Genomic DNA, 26,203 nt, shown 5'->3' with positions numbered 1-26,203 from the left:
ACATGCCTGTTGCCGGAGGATTTTCCTGTTTTCGCGGGGGCAATCAGGGCTTGGCGGTGGGGCAGGATGCGGCGCGCAGTCAGGGGAGGGCGACGGTGGTTCGTGCGCCGTCGGGCCAGGTGACCTCCAGTTCGACGGTGTCTCCCGTGGTGATCGCTGCCGCCGACGGCGCGTCGTCGGCGCCACCGCGCCCGAGGTACGACGCCGCGATCACGGTGTCGCCCGAACGCACCGCGTCGTAGACGAGCCAAGGCACAGCGGTCCGGTCGCCGATGGGCGACGTACCCGCCTCGGTGCGCACACTGGGCTGCGCACCGGGCGTCAGCGCGACGAGCTCTGCCACCAGCCCGTCCGACTCGGCGCGGGCCGCGGTGTTGTCCGTCTGGCCGCCGTCGGTGCCGATCTCCGGAGTGACGGTGTGGGCCACGCCGTTCAGCGACGCGCCGCCGTGGGTGGCCCCGCTGCGGGTCGTGCCGTCGTCGGTTGTGCTGCGTCCCGGCGTGCCGCCATTGGTTGCACTTCGTCCGAGCGTGCCGTCGCAGGTTGTGCTGCGTCCGAGCATGCCGCTGTCGGTTGTGCCCCGCCCTGGCGTGGCGCCGCGGGTCGTGCCGCGCGGCTCGGGTCCGCTGATCGGCCAGCCGCTGATCCGCAGCGGGACCGGAGCGGATGCCCGACCCGCGGCATCCGCGACCCGCACGGCTCGCACCTCCCATGCCCCGCGCACCACCGAGGCGGTCTGCAGAGTCGGGCCGTCGGTGACGACCCCGGTACGACCGGATCCGTGGTCGGGACCGGTGTCGCCGCTCGAGTCCACCCAGTGCGAGTGGGTGACGGAGGTGGCATATGCCGCGACGCCGTCGTCGCCGATCGAGCCGGGGTCGAAACCGGTGCGATGCGAGGAGCGGCCGTGCGCGTCGAGGGCACCGGCCGAGTTGTCGACCGGATCGTCGATCGTTGCTCCGGTCAGCGGCGGAACCGTCGCGTTCGAGTAGCCGTAGCGCGCGTAGATCGGCGAGTCGCCGGCGGAATCGCCCTTCGCGGCGTGATCCGCGCCGTGGTTGAGCAGGCGAACGACACCGTCGGCTTTCGTTCCGCTGATGATCCAGCCGGCAGGCCGGATCACCCGCCGAGTGTCTGCGACCTCCACGGGCAGCGGCTCCTCGACCGCCTGCCAGACCGGGTGGTCGGCCGGCAGCAGGAGCCCGAGCATGCCTTTGGAGGCCCAGTACGGCGATCCGGGTCCCGAGTAGTTCTGCGCCATGGCCGGCCACCGGTCGAAATAGCCCATCGTCAGCAGCCCGTCGGCCGAAATGGCGTCGCGCTCGACGAACGCCTTGAGCACGCCGGATGCCGCCCGCCGGATCGCGCCGGGCGACAGGTTCGTGGCGCCGGTGACGGCGCCCATCCAGAGCGGTGCAGCGGTCGCGAACCGGTAGATGAGGCTGCGACCCTGGAAGACAGGCAAGCCGTCGCCGCCGATCAGGTGCACGTAGTCATCGAGGAACTTCTCGAGCCGCCCGCGGAAGACCGGCTCGAGAACGCCGGCGCCGAGCCCCGCCGAACCCTCGGATCGCACCCACAGCAGCGGATACACGTGCATGGCCCAGCCGCAGTAGTAGTCGAACGCGCGCAGGCGGCCGTCGGCGTACCATCCGTCGGCGCGGTAGTACGACTCGATCGTGGCCAGGTCGGCGCTCACGCGCTCGGCGTCGTAGGGGCCGCCCACCGACGCCAAGAACGTCTCGACCGTGAGGCGGAACCAGAGCCAGTTGTTGTCGGGATACCAGCCCTCCGGCGACTGCGCCAGCCAGTCCACGAGCTGTTGCTTCTCGCCGGACGCGAACGTGTCCCAGAGCCACGGCCTGGTCAGTTGCAGAGCCAGCGCGATGGATGCCGCCTCCACCTTCGCCTGACCCTTCTCCCGCGGAGTCGGCCAGCGCTCCGCGTTCGCGGGATCGGTTCCGGCGAGGAGACCGCGTCGGTACCACGACGTGAAGTCGAGCGGATCGGCGCCGTGCTCCCCCGCCGTGCGGAATGCATACAGCAGCAGCGATCGCGCGAACCCCTCCAGACCGTCGCTCTCCGGTCCGCTCGAGCTCGCCGTTCCCGGCAGCATCACCCGGCTCCCGGTCGGCGTGAAGTACGGCCGCAGCGACGTGAGGAGGTGGTCGGCGATGGCCGCCCAGTGATCGCGCGTCCAGCCCGTGTAGGGCGAGAGGTCGCGGTTCTCCGCTGGCAGGTGGAGTGCTGGCAGGTGGAGTGCAGGCAGGTCCGCTGCCGGCAGGTCCGGGTCTGGCAGGGCGAGCGCCGGCGCGAGTGCAGGCACGTCGAGTTCCGGCAGGTCCAGGGTCATGCGCTTGCCTCCTCGGGCATCGTGGTGGATTCAGCCGGAGACCGCTGCGACGAGTCACGCACGTGCAATTCGGCACTGAGCTTCAGCCGGTGGGCGGGCCGGCTGGCGCCGCCCTCGAGACGAGCGATCAGCAGGTTCACCGCCTCGCGGCCGACGAACTGCTTCGGCGGCCGGACCGCCGTGATGGCCGGGTCGCCGTACCGGGCGACGTCGTCGTCGTAGGCGACGAGCGCGAGGTCTTGCGGCACACGCATCCCGCGGTCCAGGCAGTGCTGTTCGAGCGCCAGCGCCTGCGGGTCGGGCAGCACGATGAGCGCTGTCGTGCCGGTCTTCCGGCACCGGTCGAGCACGTCGTCCATCAGACGTTCGCGCCCGGGCACGTCGAACCGGAAGCCGTTCAGCTGAACGCCATCTGTCGGAAGGCCCAGCGAGGTGATCGCCGACCGCCATCCACGGCGAACGTAACGCCCGGTGGGGTATTCGGACTGGGTGAGAAGCCCGATGCGCTCATGTCCCGATGCGTGCAGGTGGCGCACCGCCTCGGCGGTGCCCGTCGCGTGATCGGTCACCACGGACTCCAGCCGATGCACACCTGCAGCGGAGCGGATGCGCCGCTCGGCCAGCACAACAGGCACCGGCAGCGAGTCGAGCCAGCGCAGCATCTCCAGGCCATCGTCGCCCGACTGGTCGGCGGCGACGATGAGGCCGTGCATGCCGGGCGTGTTGAGCAGCGCCTCGACCTGTTTGCGATTGTCGCGAACGTCATACGTGGATGCCCGCAGCATCAGCCGTGCCCGCAGCTGCAGCGCCTGCGCCCTCGCCCCGTTCACGATGGGCGGCCAGTAGTAGTCGAGCGAGGGTACGACCATGCCGATCGTGTACTTCGTGACGGTCGGATCGTGCCCCGCGAGCCCCGGAGCCAGGGCGGGTTCGATCGAGCTGCGCAGCGTCGCGCCGCCGTGCACCCGGGTGACGAGGCCCTGCTGGGCGAGCGCGTTGATGTCGCGGCGGATCGTCAACTCGCTCACGCCCAGCCTGCCGGCGACATCGCTGACGGTGACGGATCCGTGCTCACGGATCTCATCCATGATGCGTTCGCGCCTCTGCAGCGCGAACAGCTGGTCCCCGCCGCTCATGGCCGCACCTGCTCGACGATGGTGGTCAGCGACCCGGTGCTTGCATCGAGGCGGTACGTCAGGCGCGTCAGCCGGGTGCCCCACACGTCGATCAGCTCGGGGTCGTCGAGCTGCCACTCCTCCACGGTCGGCTGGATGCCCTCCGCGGTGGTGACCCGGATGCTGTGCCCACCGGCGGTGACGGTCACCTCCGCGCCGCGCGCCTCGACGGCGCCTGTTGCGATGAGGTGCACCTCTCCCGTTCCCGTGGGGTGAGCCTGTACTGCGGGTCCTGCGGGTTGAGCCCGTACTCCCGCGGGTTGAGCCGGCACTCCTGCGGGTTGAGCCCGCACTCCCGTGGGTTGAGCTTGTCGAAACCCGGAAGGCCTGGCGGGCTCGGTTTCGACAAGCTCAACCTGCGGGAAGGGGTGCTCAACCTGCGGGAAGGGGTGCTCATCCTGCGGGGAGGGGTGTTCGACCTGCGGGGAGGGGTGCTCAACGGGTGGTGACGACGGGTGCTCGACCTGCGGGGAGGGGTGCTCGACCGGCGGGGCGTTGAGGTTCCACGTGTCCACGATCTCGGCGCGCTCGGCGGAGACGAGACGGAACGAGCGCGTCCAGCTCTCGTCGCGTGCGAGCGGGTACGCACCTGAGAGGTCGAGCTCGAGCTCGGGCCGGCCGTCGTGCGGAGCCCGCACGACCGTGGCCGCGAACGCCGGACCCTCGCCCTGCTCGAGACCGTGAGGTGCCGGCGCGTTGTGCCATCCGCTCTGCATGGCGCGGATGCCGTACCGCCCGGCACTGAACGTCTGCGCGGTGTACGTCGGCTTGCCGATGTCGACGAGCAGCGGCCGCCCGCCTGCGGCCACGATGAACGAGCCGACGTCCTTGTGGTTGTGGTTCTCGTCGTTCGTACCACCTTTTGCGGCAAGCGTGAGGCCTGACGAATCGCCCTCCGCTGCGCGGCTCACGAGCAACTGCACCGACGGAAGCCAGACCCGGGCAGCAAGCGGCGGGTCGGCGGGAACGGCATCGCGCCACGCGGCGTCGCTCAGCGCCTGCATCAGGCGCGGCAGGCCGCGGTCGGCGTATGCGACCGGCGCGCCTGCCCGTCGACCGCCGCTCGCCCACGCCACCACTTGTCGGTCGCCGAGCCGGGAACCCCAGCGGAACGGCACGTGCCACGGCTCGCGAGCACCGATGCGTGCCCTTCCGTCCGCCACGTTCACGTACCAGGCGCCGCCGAGTTGCATGCGCATCGGGAACCGCAGGGACTCGCCGATCACCGGGATGTCTGCGGCATCCAGTGCGCCGTCCGTGATGCGCACGACGGCGTCGAGCAACTCGAGCATGCGTGCAGCGCCCTGCCACCAGTAGCTGACGCCCTCGTCGATCGCACCGTCGTCGGGCAAGGTGGCCACGTATCGGTCGAGCGACTCCAGTGCACGATCCAGAATGCGTGCGAGACGCTCCGTGTCGTCGATCAGCAGCACCGCGGCCAGCACGATGTTGCCGAGGATCCACGGATTCCAGTTGTTCACCTCGCGCCAGTAGCCGAGCCACCAGAGGTCGTCGCGCGTCTCGAACGGGGTGAACACGCGCTGCTCCGCTTCGTGACGGATGCGTTCGCGCAGGCCGGGCCACGCGGCATTCCACCGCTCGCCGAGCACGTGGTCGGCGACGGCGAGCTGCGCGACCACCTCGCCTGCCCAGAGGTCGACGTAGGGGGAGGCGGCATCCGGGATGACGAAGCCGCGGCGGGTGTGGGCATCGTCGTGGGCGGGAAGCGACCACGTGCTGAGCTCGCACATCAGGACTGCGCCGTCGGCGGCCTCGTCGAGCCAGGCGGGATCATCCGTCACCGCTGCCGTCACCACGGCCCGGGTGAGGCGATACATGCGATCGTCGAGCGCCTTCTCGTACTGGCGGCGGTCGCCGTCACGCACATAGCGCGCGAAGACGGATGCCAGTGCCTGCGGCCAGGGGAGCCCGCGCTCCGCACGCGCCTGCTCGGTGATCGCATCGATCGTTGAACGGTCCATCGTCGTCAATGCCGAACGATCGGTCGCCGTCGGGATGCCCAGCCTGCTGCGCAACTCCGGCGATCCGGCGCCGCTGAACGCCTTCGCAAGCGAGGGCGCGCGCATGGCCTGACCCCAGCGGTCGAACAACGGGCCACGGAACTCGCCGGGCTCGACAGTGACGCCCGGTGGGGGCGCGGAGTGCGCATTGACTCGTGATCGTTCCAGCATCGTCGCTGACCCCCGCTACCTTCTCTGGCTATTCATTCGTATTTGTATGTTGCTGTTCGAGTCTGATCATCGTGTTTGTTCCCGATCGGGATTGAGTATCTACTATTGATCGCGACGACGCAATGCGAACCCGTCGCCCTCCTCACCGCCCGGTGAATTCGCCTCGTGACTCGATGAATGCGGAGCCCGCCCAGAATGACCCCACCCCGCAAGCCGGAAGCCCTCGTCGTCATGGCGCGTGATGTGTTCGAGAGCCAGTTCGATCCCACCCGCCTCGGCCGGCTCCGTCTGCTCGCCGAGGTCTCCGCCCCGGTCTTCACCGCAGACCTCGACGATCCGGCGTTGGACGAGCGGCTCGCTGAGGTCGAGGTCCTGCTCACAGGTTGGGGGGCTCCGCAGCTGACCGCCGAACGACTCGACCGCATGCCGAGCCTCAAGGCCATGCTGCACTGCGCCGGAACCATCAGGCCGCAGGTCAGCGACGAGTTCTGGCGCCGGGGCATCCGCGCTTCAACCGTCGCTGAGGCGAACTCCGTTCCGGTCGCCGAGTACACGCTCGCCGCGGTGATCTTCGCAGGCAAGAAGGCGCCGTTCATCGCAGCAGACGCCGACGCGCGACGCGGCAACGGTCTGCGGATCAAGCGATACGGCGAGCTCAGCAACCTCGGCCGCACGATCGGCATCGTCGGCTTCAGCCGCGTCGGACGACGCGTCGTCGACCTCCTGCAGCAGCTCGAGGGTGTCACCTGCCTCGTCTCCGATCCATACGCGGATCCGCTGGAGGTACAGGCGGCCGGTGCCGAACTCGTGACGCTCGAAGAGCTGCTGCCGCGGGTAGACGTGCTGTCACTGCACGCGCCGGCGCTGCCGTCCACGCAGAACATGATCGGTGCTCGGCAGCTCGCCGCCTTGCCCGACCACGCCACACTGATCAACACCGCTCGGGGCAGCCTCATCGACACGGCAGCACTCGAGGCGGCCTGCGCGAGCGGCCGCATCAACGCCATGATCGACGTCACCGAACCGGAACCGCTTCCGGCCGACTCGGTGCTGTTCACGTTGCCGAACGTGATGATCACACCGCACATCGCCGGCTCGCTGGGCAGCGAACTGCACCGCATGACGGATGCCGCGCTCGACGAGCTCGAGCGTTACGCGGCGGGCGATCCGCTCGTCGACGAGATCACCAGCGACGACCTGCAGCTGAGCGCGTGATGCCCCCCGCCGTCCACCCGTACACCGACGTCGTTGCAAGGAGGCGCCTGCGCCACGGCTGAATCGCAGTCCACGACACCGTTCACAGCATCGATTCCACACCACACTCGAAAACCGATCTTTCGACAACAGATCTTCGATAACAGATCTTCGATAACAGATCTTCGATAACAAAGGAGTTATTCCTCATGAAGCGATCTCTGATCGCGGCGGGCGCGATCACCGCCGCGCTCGCCCTTTCACTCACGGGATGCGCCGGCACCTCGTCGTCCGCCCCCTCTGCGGGCTCCACCGACGGCGCGAAGACCACTCTGCGCGTCTCCGTCTGGAACTATGCGCAGACGCCGGAGTTCAGGGCGCTGTTCGACGCCTTCGAGAAGGCGAACCCGAACATCACGATCCAGCCGGTGGACATCCTCGCCGCCAACTACGAAGACAAGGTCACCACCATGCTGGCCGGTGGCGACACCACCGACATCATCACCGTGAAGAACCTGACCGACTACTCCGGCTACGCGCAGAAGAAGCAGTTCGTCGACGTCAGCGACATCGCGAAGTCGCTGCCGGGGGACAAGATCCCGGCGCTGTCGAACTACGACTACAAGGGCACGACGTACGCCATCCCGTACCGCCAGGACTTCAACGTGCTCTACTACAACAAGGCGATGTTCAAGAAGGCCGGGCTGCCCGACCCGACGAACCTCACCTGGGCCGAGTTCGCCGCCGACGCCAAGAAGTTGACCACCGGTGACGGCGCATCCAAGGTGTACGGCGCATACATCCACACCTGGAACTCGATGGTGCAGGGCCTCGCGGCGGCTCAGACCGGCCACGACCTGAACACGCCGAGCTACGGCTGGATGAAAGACCAGTACAACCTGACGCTGGGCATGCAGAACGCCGGCACGATCATGAACTGGGCCACGGCGAACAGTCAGCAGGTGCAGTACAAGGACGTGTTCGAGAAGCAGCAGGCCGCCATGGTGCCGATGGGCACCTGGCTGATCGCGCCGCTGCTGGCCGACAAGAAGGCCGGCACGACCAACGTCGACTGGGGTATTGCGCCGCTTCCGCAGCTCAAGGCGAACGGCAAGATCACCACCGACGGCGGCCCGACCGGTTTCGGCATCAACAAGAACTCGAAGAACGTCGCCGCGGCGAAGAAGTTCCTCCAGTTCGCCGTGAGCCCGGCCGGCGCGAAGGCCGTCGTCTCGGTGGGCATCGTGCCCGCCTACCACAGCACCGACATCACGAAGGCCTACTTCGGCTTGGAGGGCATGCCGCAGGATGCCACGTCGAAGAAGGCGTTCAACCCCGACGTCATCAAGCTCGACGCCCCGGTGGCGCCGAACACGGCAGCGATCGGCACCATCCTGAACCAGGAGCACCAGCTCATCATGACCGGCAGCAAGTCCGTCGACGCAGGCATCGCCGAGATGGAGAGCCGGGTCAAGTCGGAAGTGCTCGGCCAGTAGCACCTAGGGGTGGCCCCTTCCCGCGGGTTGAGTAGTGGCGCCCAAGGCGCTGCGTATCGAAACGCGATCACAGGCAGGTTTCGATACGCCGGCTGCGCCGGCTATGCAACCAGCGGGGTGGGGCCGCCCCGGACGCATCGCATGAGGACACCATGACGACAATCACCGAACGTCGAGACCCGGCACTCACCCCGACGCCGGCACCCGCCAAGTCGCGAAAGGCCAGCCGCAGGATGCGCCGCCGCGCCATCCTCGTCGGCTGGAGCTTCATCCTGCCGAACTTCGTCGGCTTCGCGCTCTTCACCCTCGTCCCCGTGATCGCCGCCTTCGTGCTGGCGTTCATGAACTGGGATGCGTACAACCCGCCGACGTTCGCCGGCTTCAAGAACTTCGCCCGGCTGTTCGGAGACGACAGCTTCCATGTCGCGCTCGCGAACACGCTGCTGTACGCGCTAGGGCACGTGCCGCTGACGCTGGCGTTCTCGCTCGGGCTGGCTCTCCTGCTGAACCAGAAGCTGCGCGGGATCGCGTTCTTCCGGGTGGCCATATTCTTCCCGTACATCACCTCGCTCGTGGCCATCGCGATCGTGTGGAACATGCTGTTCGACCCCACGAACGGGCCGATCAACCAGTTCCTGCACGCGATCGGCATCGCGAACGCTCCCGGCTGGACCTCGAGCACGACGTGGGCGCTTCCTGCCGTGATCATCACCAGCGTGTGGCGCGACATGGGCTACTACATGGTGCTTTTCCTCGCCGGGCTGCAGGCCATACCGAACGAGTACTACGAGGCGGCCGAGGTGGACGGCGCCGGCCGGTGGCGCAAGTTCTGGAGCATCACGCTGCCGTCGCTTCGACCCACGACGTTCCTCGTGCTGGTGCTGCTGAGCGTGTCGAGCTTCAAGGTCTTCGACCTCATCTTCGTGATGACCCAGGGCGGGCCCGGCCGTGCGACCCTTGTGCTGTCCCAGCTCATCTATCAGGACGGCATCATCAACGGCCAGTTCGGCTACTCGTCCGCCATCTCGCTGGTGCTCTTCGTGATCGTGCTGATCGTGACCGTGTTCCAGTTCCGCATCCAGCAGATCAGGGAGCGATGATGTCCACTTTGACCTCAGACCTCGCGCAGGAGCTCGAGACCGAGCACACGCATCCGTCGTCGCGGCCCGGGCACGGAGGGCGGGGCGGACGCGGAGGGCGGCGCATCCGTTCCCGCATCGGCCGCATCGCGATGTACGTCGTGCTCGTGTTGCTGCTGGTGGTCGTGCTGCTGCCGTTCATCTGGATGCTCTCCTCGTCGTTCAAGCACGACAACGAGGTGCTCTCGGTGCCGATCCAGTGGATCCCGTCGACGTTCGTGTGGAGCAACTATCAGCAGATCTGGACGCAGATCCCGATGGCCGGATACCTGATGAACTCGGCGATCCTGGCCGTCGTGATCACGTGTCTGCAGGTGCTGACCGGCAGCTTCGCCGCCTACGGGTTCTCCAAGGTGCGCTTCCCGGGAAGGGATGCCCTGTTCCTCGCCTACATCGCCACCATCGCTGTGCCGTGGCAGGCGTACATGATCCCGCAGTACATGATGATGCAGAAGGTGGGGCTGACGAACACGTTCACCGCGCTCATCCTGCTGCAGGCGTTCGGCGCGTTCGGTGTGTTCCTGATGCGGCAGTACTACATGACGATTCCGGATGAGCTGAACGAGGCGGCTCGCATCGACGGCCTGAGCGACTACGGAATCTGGGCGCGGATCATCCTGCCGCTGTCGAAGCCGGCGCTGGCCTCGCTCGCGCTGCTCACGTTCGTGAACACGTGGAACGACTACATGGGGCCGTTCATCTACCTCTCCAGCAACGACCTGTGGACGGTGCAGATCGGCCTCAGGTCGTTCATCGGCCAGTATTCCGCGCAGTACGCCATGATCATGACCGGGTCGGTGATCTCGATCATCCCGATCCTGGTGATCTTCCTGGCCGGGCAGCGATACTTCATCAGCGGTATAGCGACGAGCGGAATGAAGGGATGACCGCCACGGCACCCCGCGTCTCGCGCGCCGGCAGCACCACCGGCGCGTCCCGCGCAAGCGGCACCGGCGCGTCCCGCACCACCGGCGCGTCCCGCGCAAGCGGCACCGGCGCGTCCCGCACTCCCGGCCATCGTCGACGCATCTTCGAGTTCCGCCAGGAGACGATGGAGACGATCTTCGGGTACGCATACGCGCTGCTCATGGTCGATGTGCTGCTCGTGATGTTCAACCTGCCGCTGGCGGCCATGCTGTTCGTCACTGTCGACTCGCTGGCCTCCTGGCCGTTCTTCCTGCTGCTCTCGCTCACGCTCGCGCCGTCACTGGTCGGTGCGTTCGAGGTGTTCCGCGCGATGCGCGAGGAGGGGCGGCCGCAGCCGTTCTCCGCGTTCCTACGTGGATACCGGCGGCGCGGCCGGGCGGCCTTCGTCGTCGGGCTCGGCGCGGCGCTCGTGGTGGCGATCGCCCTGTTCGACGGCACAGTCCTGGCCGGCACCGTATGGGCGCCACTGCTCGGACCCCTCTTGGCTGTGTTCGGTATCGGCTCGATCGCGATGGCGCTGTTCACGCTGGCCGGGCTCGTCGTGTTCGAGACCGCGTCGCTTCGGGCCCTGGCCAAGGCGGCGCTGTACCTCACGGTGCGCCGCTGGTACTTCAGCGTCGTCGCGCTCGTGATGGTCGCGCTGATCGGCGCGGCCGTTCTGCTGCAACCGGTGCTGGGCGCGGCGCTCGTGCCGGGCATCCTGCTCTATGCCGTGTTCGCGAACGCGCAGTACTCCCTTCACCGAGCCGTGGAGGCGGAGCGCGGGTGAGGCGTCGTTTCGTGTGTGCCGCGGGTGAGATCAGGCACTGCCGGGCACCGAGGGTGACCGGGGGCGGTCACAACTCCGGCGACGCGAGCAGGTTCCACAGGGCGTCGATCGCGGTGGTGGATGCCGCGGCACGAGTGGCGAGTGGGGCGTCGGCGGAGAGCACCCACTGATCGATCGTCGTCAGGGACGAGACGGCCCACGCGGACAGCAGATCGGCCGGCAGGTCGGAGCGGACGACGCCGAGTTCGCGCCCGGCGCGAAGAGCATCGCCGACCCAGCCCATGACGGCCGATCGCACGTGCGCGATGGCACGCTCCTCGTGCGCGTCCGCCGAATCGTGGAACATCGACCCGAGGCTCATCAGGTCGGGCCGCTCGGCCACCAGCCGCTGGAACCGGGCCAGCAGGTCGGAGAGCTCGGGGCGGAAGGATGCCGCGGTCAGCGCCGCGAGGTCGGGCACTCGCACGCCGGTGAGGATGGCATTCGCCATCGTTCGCACGACCCAGTCGTGCAGTGCCGCCTTGTCGGCGAACCGGTGGTAGAACGAGCTCTTTCCCATGCCGGCGCTGCCCAGGATGTCATTCAGTGACGCGCCATCGAATCCGTCGGCGGCGAAAGCCTCACCGGCGACGACGAGCAGGCGCTGTGATCGGGCGGGGTCGAGCGGGCGGGGTGGACGAGGCATCCGTTTCATCATAAGGTATTCCTGTACCGACTGGTACAGGAATTATCGAAAGGCGCGAACACGGCGCTGGAAGTGCGGGTGGTGCATGGGCGAGAACGTGGTGGTCGCAGGGGCGACCGGATACGTCGGAAGGCACGTGGTCGAGGTTCTGCACGAGCGAGGTCACCGGGTTCGAGCGCTGGTGCGGTCACGCGAACGCGCCGAGCACCCGGGTACGGCCGGCGCCCCGGGCCTGCGCGGCCTGGTCGACGAGTGGCGCACGATCGACTTCACGGATCCGGCGACCGTACAGGATGCCTGCGCAGGCACTGATCGCATCGTCTCCGCGCTCGGTGTCACCAGGCAGAAGGCGAGCCCCTGGAACGTCGACTTCCTGGGCAACCTGCGGCTGCTCGAAGACGCCGAGCGGCACGGGCTGAAGTCGTTCGCCTACGTCAACGTGCTGCACAGCGACTCCGGCACGTCGCTGACCATGCGCTCGAAGTACGCGTTCTCACAAGCATTGGCACGGAGCGCGGTCGCGCCGCAGATCGTCAATCCATCCGGATACTTCTCCGACATCTCCGACTTTCTCCGGATGGCCCAGCGCGGCATCGGCTTCACACTCGGCGCCGGCAGTTCGAAGATCAACCCGATCCACGGCGCCGATCTCGCCGCCTTCGTGGTTGACAAGTTGATGGGCGATGAGGCGGGCGCGTGGGATGTCGGCGGGCCCGACATCCTCAGCTACCGCGAACTCGAAGAACTCGTCTTCCAGATCGTCGGACGGCGGCCGCGCATCCTGCGCGTCGGTGACGGCGTCGCCCGCAGCATGGAGTGGGCCGCCGATCGGGGGTCACCGCGCATGGGCAACCTGACGCGGTTCTTCCTCGAGTCGCTCGCCGTCGACGCGGTGGGCGAGCCGTTCGGCTCACGGCGGCTGGAGCCTTACCTGCGGGGGCTGGCCGCGGGTTGAGCGGGTGCCGCGGGTTGCCCGCGGGTTGGGCGACTGCCGCGGGTTGAGCTTGTGTCGCGGGTTGAGCTTGTCGAAACCGCGGGTCGAGCTTGTATCGCGGGTTGAGCTCGTCGAAACCACGGGTCGAGCTTGTATCGCGGGTTGAGCTCGTATCGCGGGTTGAGCTCGTATCGCGGGTCGAGCTTGGGCCCCAACGCCGGGGGCTCCGCGCGGGGCGCAGTGGCGGATGGCTGGGGGCGAGCGCGAAACTGCGGTGGGCAGAGGTTTCGACAAGCTCAACCAGCGGGGGTGCTTGGCCAGTCCAGCGAGGGTGGTGCTTGGCCAGTCCAGCGAGGGTGGTGCTTGGCCCGTCCAGCGAGGGGGTGCTTGGCCAGTCGGAGGGGGACTCAACCGGCGGTACCGGCGGCACCGCCGAGCAGCCAGGTCGCGGCGTTGCGCAGGATCGCCTTGTGTTCAGGGGAGTCGTAGGAGGCTGCATCATGGCCGAGCGCGTCGTAGACGATGCGGGCATCCGCAGAGCGGTGCGCCCACAGCACCGGATGCCTGGCACCTTCGAAGTCGTGCCATGCGAGCTGCTGCGACCGCGGTGAGACTCGCAGCTTCGAGTAGCGCTCGTCGTACAGCTCGAAGTCGCGGATGCCTGCGGTGATGGGGTGGGCATCCGTCGCCACCTCGATGCGCGCGAGCGAGTAGGGCGGGTGCATGCTCGTGCCCCGCATCCAGATGCCGCCCAGAACGGATTCCCACTCAGGCATATATCCGAAGCAGGTGCTCGAAACGTGCAGCGCGAGCACCGGGCGCCCACGGCCGATGTGTGCGAGCAGGCCCTTGCGAGTGGCGGCATCCGTGCTCGAGAGTGGCTGCGGCTCACGTCGGTCGGATGCCTGAACGACCGCCCGCTCCTCGGGAGTGCGGCCTGCGCCCACGTTCAGCACGAGCAGGTCGACGTCGTTCTCGGCCGCCTCGCTCGGTCGTGGATCGGCGAGCGAGGCGAGGCAGGCATCCACATCGTCGGTGACGGTCACCGCGTGGCCGCCCTCGCGCAGCACGTCGGCGACGCGTGCGGACGTCTCGGCGAGCGGATGCCACGGGTCGCCATAGCGCCCGCTTCCGGAGACGACGACGATGTTCGCACTCATGGGGCTCCTCACGACTGGCGGTGTCGGGCCAGCCTAGTTCGGCAACCGCTTTCCCTGTATCGTGCCGTGATCTGCTCCGCTTCAATCGCGCTACTTTGCCGTGATTGCGCCATATCGCCGCTATTGCGCCAGGTGATGTGGCGCAATCACGAAGAACTGGCGCAATCGCCGGCGCGTGAGGGGTAGGGCACGAGCAGAGCACGAACGGAGAAGCGCCGCGCCCCGGCACGACCTAGCCTGGGCAGCATGAACGTGACCTCGTCCAGTGCCTCGGCGCAGGCATCCGGTTCGGCGCAGGAACCCGACGCGGAGCAACCCGCCGCCGCGGCCGCCGACATCCACGACACCATCCGCGTGCACGGCGCGCGCGAGAACAATCTGAAGAACGTCGACGTCGAGCTGCCCAAGCGCAAGCTCACCGTGTTCACCGGAGTCTCCGGCTCGGGCAAGAGCTCCCTGGTGTTCAGCACCATCGCTGCGGAGTCGCAGCGGCTCATCAACGAGACGTACAGCGCGTTCGTGCAGGGCTTCATGCCGTCGCAGGCGCGGCCGGACGTCGACGTGCTCGAGGGATTGACCACGGCGATCACGGTGGATCAGGAGCGCATCGGGTCGGATCCGCGCTCCACTGTCGGCACCGCCACGGACGCGAACGCGATGCTGCGCATTCTGTTCAGCCGCCTCGGTGAGCCGCACCTCGGATCGCCGCAGGCGTACTCGTTCAACGTGGCATCGGTGAGCGGCAGCGGGGCGATCACCATCGACCGCGCGCAGGGCGGCGCGACGAAGGAGCGTCGTAGCTTCAGCGTGACCGGCGGCATGTGTCCGCGGTGCGAGGGCCGGGGCACGGTGCAGGACTTCGACCTCGCCCGGCTGTACGACGCGAGCAAGTCGCTGAACGAGGGCGCGCTGCTGGTGCCCAACCACACAGCGGGTAGCTGGTACGTGCGCATCTACGCCGAATCGGGCTTCCTCGACCCCGACAAGCCGATCGCGAAATACGGCAAGCGCGAGTTGAACGACCTGCTCTACAAGGAGCCGCTTCGCAGCAAAGCCAACGGCATCAACGTCTGGTACATGGGTCTCATCCCGCGCATCCGGCAGTCGTTCCTCTCCAAGGATCTCGATGCGATGCAGCCGCACATCCGCGCGTTCGTCGAGCGCGCGATCACGTTCGGCACCTGCCCCGAATGCGGCGGCACACGGCTGAATGAGGGCGCGAGGTCGTCCGAGATCGACGGCGTCAGCATCGCGGATGCCTGCAGCATGCAGATCACGGACCTCACCGAGTGGGTGCGCGGCCTCGTCGCCCGCGCGAGCGGTCCAGGGGTGAGCGGTTCGGGCACGCGTGGTGCGGACGGTTCGGGCCGCGCAGCAGCCGCGGACGGCGCAGGCGACAGTCGCTTCCGTCCGCTGGCGCCACTGCTGAAGTCCCTCCTGCACCTGCTGGAGTCCTTCGTCGAGATCGGACTCGGATACCTCACCCTCGACCGCTCCACGGGCACGCTCTCCGGCGGCGAGGCGCAGCGCACCAAGATGATCCGCCACCTCGGTTCCGCGCTCACCGACGTGACGTACGTGTTCGACGAGCCGAGCATCGGCCTGCATCCGCATGACGTGCAGCGCATGAACCGGCTGCTGCTGCGGCTGCGCGACAAGGGGAACACGGTGCTCGTCGTCGAGCACAAGCCGGAGTTGATCGAGATCGCGGACCACGCGGTCGACCTCGGTCCCGGCGCGGGCGCGGGCGGGGGATCCATCTGCTTCGAGGGAACCGTCGACGGTCTTCGGGCGAGCGACACGGTCACCGGCCGCCACCTCGGCGACCGCGCGACGCTGAAGGAGTCGGTGAGGCAGGCATCCGGGGCGCTCGAGGTGCGCGGGGCGGACACGCACAACCTGCAGAACGTGGATGTCGACATTCCGCTCGGCGTGCTCGTGGTGGTCACCGGCGTGGCCGGGTCGGGAAAGAGCTCACTCATCACGGGTTCGGTGTCGCCGCGCGAGGGCGTGGTCACGGTGGATCAGACGCCGATCAAGGGATCGCGGCGCAGCAATCCGGCGACGTACACCGGACTGCTCGACCCGATCCGCAAGGCGTTCGCGAAGGCGAACGGCGTGAAGCCGGCCCTGTTCAGCTCGAACTCCGAGGGCGCGTGCCCGGTGTGCAACGGTGCGGGGGTGATCTACACCGATCTGGGCATCATGGCGACGGTGTCCACGGTGTGCGAGGAGTGTGGCGGCAAGCGGTTCAGCGCGGAGGTGCTCGAGTACACGCTCGGCGGGTCGGGCGGCAAGCGCGATTCTGCCGACGGCGACGGCGACGGCGACGGCGACGGCAAGGGCGAGGGCGACGGCGGCAGCGATGGCGGGGTCGGGCGACGGCGGCAGCGAGGGCGGCCGCGGCAAGAACATCAGCGAGGTGCTGGGCATGTCGGTGCTCGAAGCCCGCGAGTTCTTCTCCGCGGGCCCTGCGCGCACGCCGGCGGCAGCTGCCATCCTCGACCGGCTCGCGGATGTCGGCCTCGGCTACCTGACGATAGGCCAACCGCTCACGACGCTCTCCGGTGGCGAGCGGCAGCGCCTCAAGCTGGCGACGCACATGGGGGAGAAGGGCGGCGTGCTCATCCTCGACGAGCCGACCACCGGGCTGCATCTGGCGGATGTCGAACAGCTGCTCGCTCTGCTGGACCGACTCGTCGACGCGGGCAAGTCGGTGATCGTGGTCGAGCACCACCAGGCTGTGATGTCCCACGCCGACTGGATCATCGATCTCGGGCCGGGCGCCGGCCACGACGGCGGCCGCGTCGTGTTCGAGGGAGCTCCCGCCGAGCTGGTGGCCGGCCGCTCGACGCTCACCGGCGAGCACCTCGCGGAGTACGTAGGGGGCTGAGCGGCCGCCTCGTTCCCCGAGACTGCACGCCCGCCCCGTTCCCCGAGACTGCACGCCCGCCCCGAGACTGCACGTGCACCCCGAGACAGCGGGAAGGGCCCGCCCCGAGACCGCCCGCCCGCCCCGAGACTGCACGTGCACCCCGAGACTGCGGGAAAAGCCCGCCGTCTCGGGGCGGGCGTGCAGTCTGCGGTCTGCGGTCTGCGGCATCGGTGCGATCCGGACGTGACAACGCACGGGTGTGCTGGTAGCTTGTGGTAAGCGCTTTCCCAGTCGCGAGCATCCCGTGACGTCGCACGCGCACAATGACGCACACCGCACCACAACGACGAAAGAGAACCCCCGTGTCAGAGTCGACAATCGGCATCATCATGAACGGCGTCTCCGGGCGCATGGGTTACCGGCAGCACCTCGTGCGCTCGATCCTCGCGATCCGTGAGCAGGGCGGCGTCGAGCTCTCCGACGGGAGCCGCGTGCAGGTCGAGCCGCTGCTGGTCGGCCGCAACGAGGCCAAGCTCGCCGAACTGGCGCAGCGGCACGGGCTCGAGCACTACACGACCGACCTCGACGCCGCGCTGGCAGACGACCGGTGGCAGGTGTACTCGGACTTTCTCGTGACGAAGGCACGGGCATCCGCTCTGCGCAAGGCGATCGCCGCCGGCAAGGCGATCTACACCGAGAAGCCCACGGCGGAGACGTTCGAGGAGGCGCTCGAGCTGGCACGGCTCGCCGATGCGGCAGGCGTGAAGAACGGCGTCGTTCACGACAAGCTGTACCTGCCCGGCCTGCGCAAGCTCCGCAGGCTGATCGACTCCGGGTTCTTCGGGCGCATCCTCTCGGTGCGCGGCGAGTTCGGCTACTGGGTGTTCGAGGGCGACTGGATGCCCGCACAGCGCCCCAGCTGGAACTACCGCACCGAAGACGGCGGCGGCATCATCGTCGACATGTTCCCGCACTGGAACTACGTGCTGGAGTACCTGTTCGGCCGCGTGGAGTCGGTGTACGCTCGCGCGGTCACCGAGATCCCGGAGCGCGTCGACGAGCAGGGGCGCCGCTACCGGGCCACGGCGGATGACGCGGCCTACGCCGTGTTCGACCTCGCCGGCGGCATCACAGCGCAGCTCAACTCCAGCTGGACGACGCGCGTGAACCGTGACGAACTGGTCGAGTTCCAGGTGGATGGCACGCTGGGCAGCGCCGTCGTGGGGCTGTTCGGCTGCAAGATCCAGCCGCGAAATGCGACGCCGCGCCCGACCTGGAACCCCGACATTCCCGACGCGCACGACTACGCGAGCGACTGGCACGAGGTGCCGAATCTCGATCCGGCCGGCGCCGAGGCGTTCGAGAACGGCTTCAAGGTGCAGTGGGAGGAGTTCATCCGCCACGTTGCGGAGGACGCGCCGTTCCCCTACGACCTGCTCTCCGGCGCACGCGGTGTGCTCATGGCCGAGAAGGGGCTGGAGAGTTCCCGAACCGGTGCGCGGGTCGACATCCCGGCCGTGACGGCCGAGAGCCTGCGCGTGCCGGCGCCCGCACCGGAAAGCGCCGATCCGGACGGTGTCGCCCCGGAAGATGCCGCTGCGGAAGGCGCCGATCCGGACGGTGCGATGCCGGAAGACGCCGCCACGGACGGCGCCGCTCCGGAAGGTGCCGCTCCGGACGGCGCAGTTCGGGAAAGCGTTGCGGCGCGGTGACCGATCTGCTGCTCGTCGCATCCGACGGCGCACTCAGCACCGAGCCCATCGTGGAGCACGAGGCGACGCTGCCGCCCGCCACGCCGCTCAAGTCGCGAGTCGCGTTTGCCGCGGCCCACGTCATCCCGAAGACCCATGCCGAGAACGTGCCGGGCGCCCCGGCCGATCTCGACTGGGACGCAACCCTCGCGTTCCGCCACCACCTGTGGTCGCACGGTCTCGGCGTCGCCGACGCGATGGACACAGCGCAGCGCAACATGGGGCTGGACCCCGCGGCCACCCGCGAACTGATCTCGCTTAGTGCGAAGGAGGCGGCATCCGTCGGCGGTGCGCTCGTGGTCGGGGTGAACACGGACCACATCGACGAGGAGATGATCTCGCTCGAAGCGGTCATCGACGCCTACCTGACGCAGCTGCAGTCCACCGAGGATGCCGGCGCCGGCGTCGTGCTGATGGCCTCGCGGCATCTCGCACGGGCCGCGCAGACGCCGGAGGACTACGTGCGCGTCTACAACGCCGTGCTGCAGCGCGCAGGCGGGCCGGTCGTGCTGCACTGGTTGGGCGAGGCGTTCGACCCGGTGCTGAAGGGGTACTTCGGCGACACGTTCGAGGTTGCGGCCGACACGGTCATCCGCATCATCGAGGCGAACGCCGACAGGGTGTCCGGCCTGAAGATGAGCCTGCTGGATGCCGACGCCGAGATCTCCGTTCGATCGCGCCTGCCCGAGACCGTCACGATGTTCACCGGCGACGACTTCAACTACGTCGACCTCGTCGCGGGGGATGGCAGTGAAAGTCACGGCCACTACTCGAACGCACTGCTCGGCGCCTTCGCCGCGATCGCGCCGGTGGCGTCGCGGGCGATCCGTGCGCTCGACGACGACGACCCGGATGCGTACGAGCGCATCCTGCGTCCCACCGAGGCACTCAGCCGGCAGGTGTTCGCCGCGCCCACGTTCTACTACAAGACCGGCATCGCCTTCCTCAGCTGGCTGAACGGGCACCAGGAGTCCTTCGCGATGGTAGGCGGCCTGCACTCGGCGCGCAGCATTCCGCATCTCTCCGAGATCGTGCGACTGGCGAACGGGTCGGGGGCGCTCGAGCGCCCCGAGCTCGCGGCGGCGCGGTGGAACGGGCTGCTCGCACTGAACGGCATCGTGTCGAGCGCACCGCTGGTCGGTCACTTCGGGTCCAGTGCGCCGCTCCCGCTGGTTGAGCCCGTCGAAACCGGTGTGCCACTCCCGCTGGTTGAGCCTGTCGAAACCGGTGTGCGGCACTCGCTGGTTGAGCCCGTCGAAGCCGGTGCGCGGCTCCCGCCGGTTGAGCCTGTCGAAACCGGTGCGCTGCACCCGCTGGTTGAGCCGGGGCCCCCGGACGCCGGTTCCGGCGCGTCGCGAAGCGACGTGACGGCCGTGCGGCCAGGGAGCGAAACCGGTCCTGTCGAAGCCGACTCGAGCGAGGTGCAGGCGTGAGCGCGCATCCGAGGTACTCGCTCAACCAGGCGACGGTGAAGCACGCGTCGCTCGCCGAGGCGATCGAGGCGACGAAGGGCGCAGGCATCCAGAGCATCGGCGTCTGGCGTGAGCCCGTCGCCGACATCGGACTGGATGCCGCCGCCCGCCTGATCGCCGGCTCCGGCCTGCGCGTCTCCAGCCTCTGCCGAGCCGGGTTCTTCACGACGCCGGACGGACCGGATCGACTCGCCGCGCTCGACGACAACCGGCGTGCGATCGAGGAGACGGCCGCGCTGGCCGAGGCAGGGGCCGAGGGGTCTGCCGCCGTGCTCGTGCTCGTCGCGGGCGGCCTCCCGACCGGATCGCGCGACCTCGCCGGCGCTCGCGAGAGGGTGCGCGACGCACTGGGCGCGCTCGAGCCGTTCGCGGCATCCGGCGGCGTCACATTGGCCGTCGAGCCGCTGCATCCGATGTTCGCCGCCGACCGCGCGGTGGTCTCCACGCTGGGGCAGGCGATCGACCTCGCCGTCGAGGCCGGCCCGTCGGTCGGCGTCGTCGTCGACACGTACCACGTGTGGTGGGACCCGGACGTGCTGCCGCAGATCGCCCGTGCCGGCCGGCTCGGCCGGATCGCGTCGTACCAGGTGTGCGACTGGCTCACGCCGCTTCCGGCGGACGTGCTGCTCGGTCGCGGCGTGCCGGGCAACGGTCACATCGACTTCGGGTTGCTGACGCGGGCCGTGGCCGCGACCGGGTACGACGGCGACATCGAGTGCGAGATCTTCAACGCGGATGTCTGGGCGCGCCCCTACGCCGAGGTCGCGGCGGAGACCTCTGCGGCGTTCACCCGCGTCATCGGACCACATCTCTGAGGTGCGACGCACGGGTGAACGTCATTGATCAGGTCGGCGGGGCGATGAGTTCTACCGTCGGGAAGTAGGTCGCGTAGCGCGCCCGATCACGCGTCAGGAGGCGGTGCCCGGCGACCGCGGCATGCGCACCGATATAGAAGTCGGGCAGCGGCGACCGCCGTGGGCCGCCGCGCCGGCGATAGCGCAGGAACGCCTTCCCGGCGAGGAAGGCAGCCGACCAAGGAAGGGGCTCCCTAGTGAAGAAACCTGCGGGAAGAGCCAAGTCGAGTTCACCAACGTCGTCGAAGCCGGTCGAGACTTCTGCGTATACCAGCGGATTGATGATGACCGGGCCCGCGTCCAGCGCCTCTGCGATCCGATCGCTCGACCAATCGCCCCAGACCCCGTCTTGCGTGAACACATCCAGAAGCACGTTGGAGTCGATCAGCGTGGCCTCACTCATCACGCAGCAGGGACATCAGCTCGTCGGTGCTCAAGGTCGTGGTGGCTCGTCCGCGCATGCCGTCGACGATGCGTTCACCCTTGGTGGAGGCGGCGGAAGAATGCACGATGCGCAGAGTGGAGCCGTCTTCTACCACCTCGACCTCGTCGCCCGGGCGGAAGCCATGGCGTTGTCGAAGCTCCGCTGGGATGGTGACCTGTCCTTTGGTGTTCAATCGCATAGAAACTCTCCAGTGATACGTATCGCGTGTAATACCCGATACTACTCCTCGCACCGCGCCGTATGAACCGAAAACACGGCAGAGTGAACGCCATGCGTATCGTGATCGCCCCCGACTCGTTCAAAGGGTCGGCCTCTGCCGTGCAGGTTGCCGAGGCGATCGCGACCGGATGGCGCGAGGCGCGACCGGGTGACGAGGTGATCGAACTGCCGATGGCCGACGGGGGCGAGGGAACGCTCGACGCGTTCGAGCTGGCCGTGCCCGAGGCGAAGCGGGTGCCGATCGAGGTGACCGGTCCCGTCGGGCTGACGGTGCAGGCATCCTGGATGCTGCTGCCCGCCACCGATGGCCTGCCCGGCGGCATCGGGGTGGTCGAGCTCGCCGAGACGAGCGGACTCCCGCTGCTCGAACGCCTCGACCCGTTCGGCGCTCACACCTTGGGCTTCGGGCAGGCGATCGCAGATGCGCTCGACCACGGCGTCTCGCGGCTGCTGCTCGGCATCGGCGGCAGCGCTTCGACCGACGGCGGAATCGGCGCGCTGGTCGCCCTCGGCGCCCGCCCTCTGAACGCTCGGGGCGAGCCCGTACGACCGGGCGGTGGATCGCTCACCGACATCGCCTCCGTGGACCTCACCGGTCTGCGACCGCTCCCACCCGCCGGGGCGCTCGTGCTCAGTGACGTGACGAATCCGCTGCTCGGGCCATCCGGTGCCGCACACGTCTTCGGCGAGCAGAAGGGGGCGGATGCCCGCATGCGCGACCAGCTCGACGCCGCGCTCGCCGCGTGGTCGCGGGTCGTTCGGCCGATCGTCGACGTGGATCCGGCCACGCCGGGTGCCGGGGCCGCTGGTGGCACGGGCTTCGGCCTGCTCGCGTGGGGAGCGGAGCTGGTGTCAGGGGCGACGACGATCGCGGATGCCGTGGGTCTCGACGCCGCGTTGGCCGGCGCCGACCTCGTGATCACCGGGGAGGGGCGCTTCGACGCCCAGACCGGCTCCGGCAAGGCGCCGGCCGTCGTGGCCGCTCGCGCCGCGTTGGCCGGCGTGCCGGTCGCGCTCGTGGCCGGTGCGATCACCGCGACCGTGAGCGGAGTCGTGGCAGCCGAGTCGCTCACAGAGCTGGCCGGATCGTCGGAGCTTGCAATCGCCGATCCGCGCCCATGGTTGCGGGAGGCAGGCCGTCGCCTGGTGGCTCGAATCCGTCCGTAGGGGTCAGCGCGCGGCCGGTGCTCTCGCAGCCGGCTCCGCCCGGTGCAACGCAGGCGGCTCCGCTCGGTGCAACGCAGCCGGCTCCGCCCGGTGTAACGCAGGCACCTCAAGCGAGGACAGGCAGATCTTGCCTGTTCTCGCGTGGTAGGCGCTTTCCTGCCTGTTCTGCGGATGTGGGTGTGCGCGTCGCCGGCTGAGTCGAGTGCCGCGATGGCCGACAGCGGGTACTACAGCGCGGCGAGCCGCGCATAGCGGGCGTATTGCTCACGGATGATCGGCCGGAAGTCCGGCTTCGGCTCGGCCGCCACCTCGAGCGGCCACTCCGGGTGCGTGCCGGTCAGCACCCACGCGGCCTGCACGGCTGCCCCGTTCGCCACGTACTCGCCCGGCGCGGGAACGACGACAGGAGCGTCGAAGACCTGCGCGGCGACGGCTTGCACGGCCGGGTTCAGCGCCGCGCCGCCGATCAGCAGCAGTCGCTGCTCGCGCACTCCGACCGTGCGCACGGTATCCAGCCCGGCGGCGAGACCGCCGAGCATGCCCTCGACGGCGGCACGCGCCAGGTTCTCACGGCGGCTCGATGCGATCGAGAGACCATGCACGCTCGCCTTCGCATTCGGAAGGTTCGGCGTGCGCTCTCCTTCGAAGTACGGCACGAGCACGACGCCTTCGGCACCGGCCGGCGCGCGCAGGGCGAGGTCGGCGAACTCCTCGAAGTCCACGTCGAGCAGATCGGCCACGGTGCCCAGCACGCGGGCGGCGTTCAGGGTGGCGACGAGCGGCAGGAATCGGCCGGAGGCATCCGCGAAGCCGGCGACCGACCCGCTGAAGTCGGGCACAGACGCGTCGGTCACCGCGAACACGGTGCCGCTCGTGCCGAGCGAGACGACCACGTCACCGGATGCCGCGCCCAGCCCGAGTGCGGCGCTCGCGTTATCGCCGGCGCCGGGGCCGACGACGAGGCCGGCGCGAACGTCGACATCGCCGTGCTGCTCCGCGGTCATGCCCGCCGAATCGCTCGGTCCGAGCACCCGTGGCAGTACGACGGCGCGCGGGAGCTGAAGGTGGAGGCCATTTCCGTCTGCCGCGACGCTCCCTATCGCTCGACCGGCCGATCCGCTTCGCGGCTCGGCCGAAACCGGCGATGGGGGCCGACCGCCGACCGCCGGCTCGGCGGTCGGCGCATCGTGGGTCGAGCTCTCGCTGCCAGAAGGTGTGCCCGGTGTGCCCGCGAACCCGTCGGAGGCGACTCCGACGGCGACCCGTCCCGGTCGGCCGAGCGCCGACTCGAACAAGTCGAGGTCGTAACCGTTCGCGGCGGGGGACCAGTACGCGGTTCCCGAGGCGTCGGACCGGTCGGTGACGAGGGCGTCGAGCCGCGGGCCGAGCGGCGACTCATCCTCGGGCCCATACCCGAGAAGCCGCCAGGTGAGCCAGTCGTGCGGCAGGGCCACGGCCGCGACACGGGCCGCGTTGGCCGGCTCGGCATCTCTCAGCCAGCGCAGCTTCGTCGCGGTGAAGGATGCCACCGGCACAGACCCTGCGCGGCGCGCGTACTCCGCCACCCCCACCTCGTCGGTCAGCGCGGCGGCCGCGGCGGCACTGCGCGTGTCGTTCCAGAGGAGAGCGTCGCGGATGACGCGGCCGTCGGCATCCAGCACCACCATGCCGTGCTGCTGCCCGCCGACCGAGATCGCCGCGACATCGTCGAGCCCGCCGGCGTCGGCGATCGCTGCGCCCAGCGCGGACCACCACGCGGCCGGATCGACCTCGGTACCGTCTGGATGCGACGCCCGACCGGAGCGCACCAGCGCACCGGTCACCAGGTCGCGGATCACGACCTTGCAGCTCTGCGTCGACGAGTCGACGCCCGCGATCAGTGTCATGGGTTGATTCCTTACGGTGGGTGAGCATGACCGAGATCGGTCTGAGGCCGACCGGTACTGCTCGAACGAAGCGAGACTAGGCGTACACCCCGAGACCAGGCGCTGTGCACCTGGTCTCGGCGCATACGCCTAGTCTCGCTGCGGCTTACGTCGCGGGTACAGGCTCAGCTTCGCGATACAGCCCGCGCTGAGCGCGCGGCGTGAGCGCGCGGCGTCAGCGCGCGGCCGGAGCGGGCGGCGTCAGCGCGCGGCGTCAGCGGGCGCCGAGCAGGTGCTCGGTCGCCAGCTGCTGCAGGCGCACGAACCCGAAGCCCTTGCCGCCGAAGTACGCGTCGGTGTCGAAGTCCTCGTACGCCGAGCGGTCGGCGGTGATCGACGCGACGGTCTCGCCCGCGCGCAGCGTGGGCTGCTCCAGCTCGGCGACCTTCGCGGCCGCCAGGGCCTCCTGAACCTCGGGGTCGGAGCGGAACGCCGCGGCCCGTTCTTTCAGCAGCAAGTAGGTGCGCATGTTCGCCTCGGCGGAGTCCCACACGCCGGTGAAGTCCTCGGTGCGGCTCGGCTTGTAGTCGAAGTGGCGCGGGCCATCGTATGCCGGCCCGCCGTTCGGTCCGCCGTTCTCCAGCAGGTCGACCAGGGCGAACGCGTTGTGCAGGTCTCCGTGGCCGAACACCAGGTCCTGGTCGTACTTGATCGAACGTTGTCCGTTCAAGTCGATGTGGAAGAGCTTGCCGTGGTACAGCGCCTGCGCAATGCCCGCCGCGAAGTTCAGGCCCGCCATGGTCTCGTGGCCGACCTCGGGGTTCAGGCCGACGAGTTCCGGATGCTCCAGCGAATCGATGAAGGCGAGCGCGTGTCCGACGGTCGGCAGCAGGATATCGCCGCGCGGCTCGTTCGGCTTCGGCTCGATCGCGAACCGGATGTCCCAGCCCTGCTCCAGCACGTGCTCGCCGAGAAAGTCGACCGCCTCCTTATACCTGGCGAGAGCGGCCTGGATGTTCTTGGCCGAGTCGTACTCCGCACCCTCGCGTCCGCCCCACATCACGAACGTCTTGGCCCCGAGTTCTACACCGAGCTCGAGCTGGCGCAGAACCTTGCGGATCGCGAAGCGACGCACCTGACGGTCGTTGGAGGTGAATCCGCCGTCTTTGAAGACGGGTGCGGAGAACAGGTTCGTGGTGACCATCGGAATGATGAGGCCGGTGTCGGCCAGCGCCTGCTTGAGGCGGTCGATCTGCTTCTGACGCTCGGCATCGCTGGAGCCGAAGGGGAACAGGTCGTCGTCGTGGAAGGTCAGGCCGTATGCGCCCAGCGCGCTGAGCTTCTCGACGGCTTCGACGACGTCGAGGGGTGGCCTGGTCGGGCCGCCGAACGGGTCGCTGCCGTTGTAGCCGATGGTCCAGAGACCGAACGAGAACTTGTCTTCGCGGGTGGGCGTGACTGCCATGGAAAGGTCCTTCAGCGTCGTCGATGAGTATTTGTTTCGCGGCCAAACATATCAGATGCCGCGGGC

At 68.7% G+C, this 26,203-nt stretch carries 17 protein-coding genes and 4 pseudogenes; 12 read left to right on the top strand and 9 right to left on the bottom strand.

Going from position 1 to position 26,203, the window contains the following annotated elements; all coding sequences use genetic code 11:
• Window positions 1-79 precede the first annotated feature (79 nt).
• The 3 genes from ACYVDK_RS04130 to ACYVDK_RS04120 are packed head-to-tail and all read right to left on the bottom strand — an operon-like array spanning window position 80 to window position 5,615.
• Entirely contained in the window at window positions 80-2,353 is a 2,274-nt protein-coding gene (locus tag ACYVDK_RS04130; RefSeq protein WP_460518351.1) for a DUF2264 domain-containing protein, read from the bottom strand.
• Complete coding sequence (locus tag ACYVDK_RS04125) at window positions 2,350-3,489, bottom strand: LacI family DNA-binding transcriptional regulator (protein WP_460518348.1); 1,140 nt, start codon at window positions 3,487-3,489, stop codon at window positions 2,350-2,352. The genes ACYVDK_RS04130 and ACYVDK_RS04125 overlap by 4 nt, the downstream gene beginning before the upstream one ends.
• The gene (locus ACYVDK_RS04120; RefSeq protein WP_460518346.1) at window positions 3,486-5,615 is read right to left on the bottom strand and encodes a hypothetical protein; all 2,130 of its coding nucleotides are present in this window, start codon (window positions 5,613-5,615) and stop codon (window positions 3,486-3,488) included. Before ACYVDK_RS04120 ends, ACYVDK_RS04125 begins: the two co-directional genes overlap by 4 nt.
• 300 nt (window positions 5,616-5,915) lie before the next feature.
• Between ACYVDK_RS04120 and ACYVDK_RS04115 the strand changes: the two genes are divergently transcribed.
• The 5 genes from ACYVDK_RS04115 (at window position 5,916) to ACYVDK_RS04095 (ending at window position 11,245) form a co-directional block, all read left to right on the top strand.
• Complete coding sequence (locus ACYVDK_RS04115; RefSeq protein ID WP_460518343.1) at window positions 5,916-6,935, top strand: hydroxyacid dehydrogenase; 1,020 nt, start codon at window positions 5,916-5,918, stop codon at window positions 6,933-6,935.
• A gap of 188 nt (window positions 6,936-7,123) precedes the next feature.
• On the top strand, window positions 7,124-8,410 hold the full coding sequence (locus tag ACYVDK_RS04110; RefSeq protein WP_460518340.1) for an ABC transporter substrate-binding protein: 1,287 nt from the start codon (window positions 7,124-7,126) through the stop codon (window positions 8,408-8,410).
• A gap of 152 nt (window positions 8,411-8,562) precedes the next feature.
• Window positions 8,563-9,510 carry a carbohydrate ABC transporter permease gene (locus ACYVDK_RS04105; RefSeq protein ID WP_460518337.1) on the top strand — a complete coding sequence of 316 codons (948 nt, stop codon included), beginning with the start codon at window positions 8,563-8,565 and terminating at the stop codon, window positions 9,508-9,510.
• Entirely contained in the window at window positions 9,510-10,436 is a 927-nt protein-coding gene (locus ACYVDK_RS04100) for a carbohydrate ABC transporter permease (RefSeq protein ID WP_460518334.1), read from the top strand. The genes ACYVDK_RS04105 and ACYVDK_RS04100 overlap by 1 nt, the downstream gene beginning before the upstream one ends.
• A complete protein-coding gene (locus ACYVDK_RS04095; RefSeq protein WP_460518331.1) occupies window positions 10,433-11,245 on the top strand; it encodes a DUF624 domain-containing protein in 813 nt (270 codons plus the stop codon). The genes ACYVDK_RS04100 and ACYVDK_RS04095 overlap by 4 nt, the downstream gene beginning before the upstream one ends.
• A 67-nt stretch (window positions 11,246-11,312) precedes the next feature.
• On the opposite strand, the gene ACYVDK_RS04090 is transcribed toward ACYVDK_RS04095, so the two are convergent.
• On the bottom strand, window positions 11,313-11,930 hold the full coding sequence (locus ACYVDK_RS04090; protein WP_460518328.1) for a TetR/AcrR family transcriptional regulator: 618 nt from the start codon (window positions 11,928-11,930) through the stop codon (window positions 11,313-11,315).
• 85 nt (window positions 11,931-12,015) lie between these two features.
• Here ACYVDK_RS04090 and ACYVDK_RS04085 point away from each other — a divergent pair, with 85 nt between their 5' ends.
• The gene (locus ACYVDK_RS04085; RefSeq protein WP_460518325.1) at window positions 12,016-12,885 is read left to right on the top strand and encodes an SDR family oxidoreductase; all 870 of its coding nucleotides are present in this window, start codon (window positions 12,016-12,018) and stop codon (window positions 12,883-12,885) included.
• Between the two features lie 386 nt (window positions 12,886-13,271).
• Here ACYVDK_RS04085 and ACYVDK_RS04080 read toward each other — a convergent pair whose 3' ends face one another.
• Window positions 13,272-14,024: a ThuA domain-containing protein gene (locus ACYVDK_RS04080; RefSeq protein WP_460518322.1), complete on the bottom strand. Its 753-nt coding sequence runs from the start codon at window positions 14,022-14,024 to the stop codon at window positions 13,272-13,274.
• Window positions 14,025-14,270: 246 nt separating this feature from the next.
• On the opposite strand from ACYVDK_RS04080, the pseudogene ACYVDK_RS04075 reads away from it, so the two are divergent.
• The 5 genes and pseudogenes from ACYVDK_RS04075 to ACYVDK_RS04055 all read left to right on the top strand — a co-directional run.
• A pseudogene (locus tag ACYVDK_RS04075) lies at window positions 14,271-16,314 on the top strand (excinuclease ABC subunit UvrA); the annotation flags it as partial.
• Between the two features lie 120 nt (window positions 16,315-16,434).
• Window positions 16,435-16,917 (top strand): annotated as a pseudogene (locus ACYVDK_RS04070) (ATP-binding cassette domain-containing protein); the annotation flags it as partial.
• A gap of 305 nt (window positions 16,918-17,222) precedes the next feature.
• Window positions 17,223-18,431 (top strand): annotated as a pseudogene (locus tag ACYVDK_RS04065) (Gfo/Idh/MocA family protein); the annotation flags it as partial.
• Between the two features lie 176 nt (window positions 18,432-18,607).
• Window positions 18,608-19,768 (top strand): annotated as a pseudogene (locus tag ACYVDK_RS04060) (dihydrodipicolinate synthase family protein); the annotation flags it as partial.
• Between the two features lie 311 nt (window positions 19,769-20,079).
• On the top strand, window positions 20,080-20,937 hold the full coding sequence (locus tag ACYVDK_RS04055; RefSeq protein WP_460518319.1) for a sugar phosphate isomerase/epimerase family protein: 858 nt from the start codon (window positions 20,080-20,082) through the stop codon (window positions 20,935-20,937).
• A 28-nt stretch (window positions 20,938-20,965) separates the two neighbouring features.
• Here ACYVDK_RS04055 and ACYVDK_RS04050 read toward each other — a convergent pair whose 3' ends face one another.
• Entirely contained in the window at window positions 20,966-21,379 is a 414-nt protein-coding gene (locus tag ACYVDK_RS04050; RefSeq protein ID WP_460518316.1) for a type II toxin-antitoxin system VapC family toxin, read from the bottom strand.
• Entirely contained in the window at window positions 21,372-21,599 is a 228-nt protein-coding gene (locus ACYVDK_RS04045) for an AbrB/MazE/SpoVT family DNA-binding domain-containing protein (protein ID WP_460518313.1), read from the bottom strand. Before ACYVDK_RS04045 ends, ACYVDK_RS04050 begins: the two co-directional genes overlap by 8 nt.
• A 92-nt stretch (window positions 21,600-21,691) precedes the next feature.
• Here ACYVDK_RS04045 and ACYVDK_RS04040 point away from each other — a divergent pair, with 92 nt between their 5' ends.
• Window positions 21,692-22,807, top strand: coding sequence for a glycerate kinase (locus ACYVDK_RS04040; protein WP_460518311.1), 1,116 nt, complete (start codon window positions 21,692-21,694; stop codon window positions 22,805-22,807).
• Between the two features lie 227 nt (window positions 22,808-23,034).
• Here the strand turns inward: ACYVDK_RS04040 and ACYVDK_RS04035 are convergent, their stop codons facing one another.
• Window positions 23,035-24,693, bottom strand: coding sequence for an FGGY family carbohydrate kinase (locus tag ACYVDK_RS04035; protein ID WP_460518308.1), 1,659 nt, complete (start codon window positions 24,691-24,693; stop codon window positions 23,035-23,037).
• 253 nt (window positions 24,694-24,946) lie between these two features.
• Entirely contained in the window at window positions 24,947-26,137 is a 1,191-nt protein-coding gene (xylA, locus tag ACYVDK_RS04030; RefSeq protein ID WP_460518305.1) for an apurinic/apyrimidinic endonuclease family protein, read from the bottom strand.
• Window positions 26,138-26,203: the final 66 nt, after the last annotated feature.

It is taken from the genome of Humibacter antri, assembly GCF_054777235.1.
Note: the sequence above shows the minus strand (reverse complement) of the source record. Positions and strands in the feature narration are given on the sequence as shown.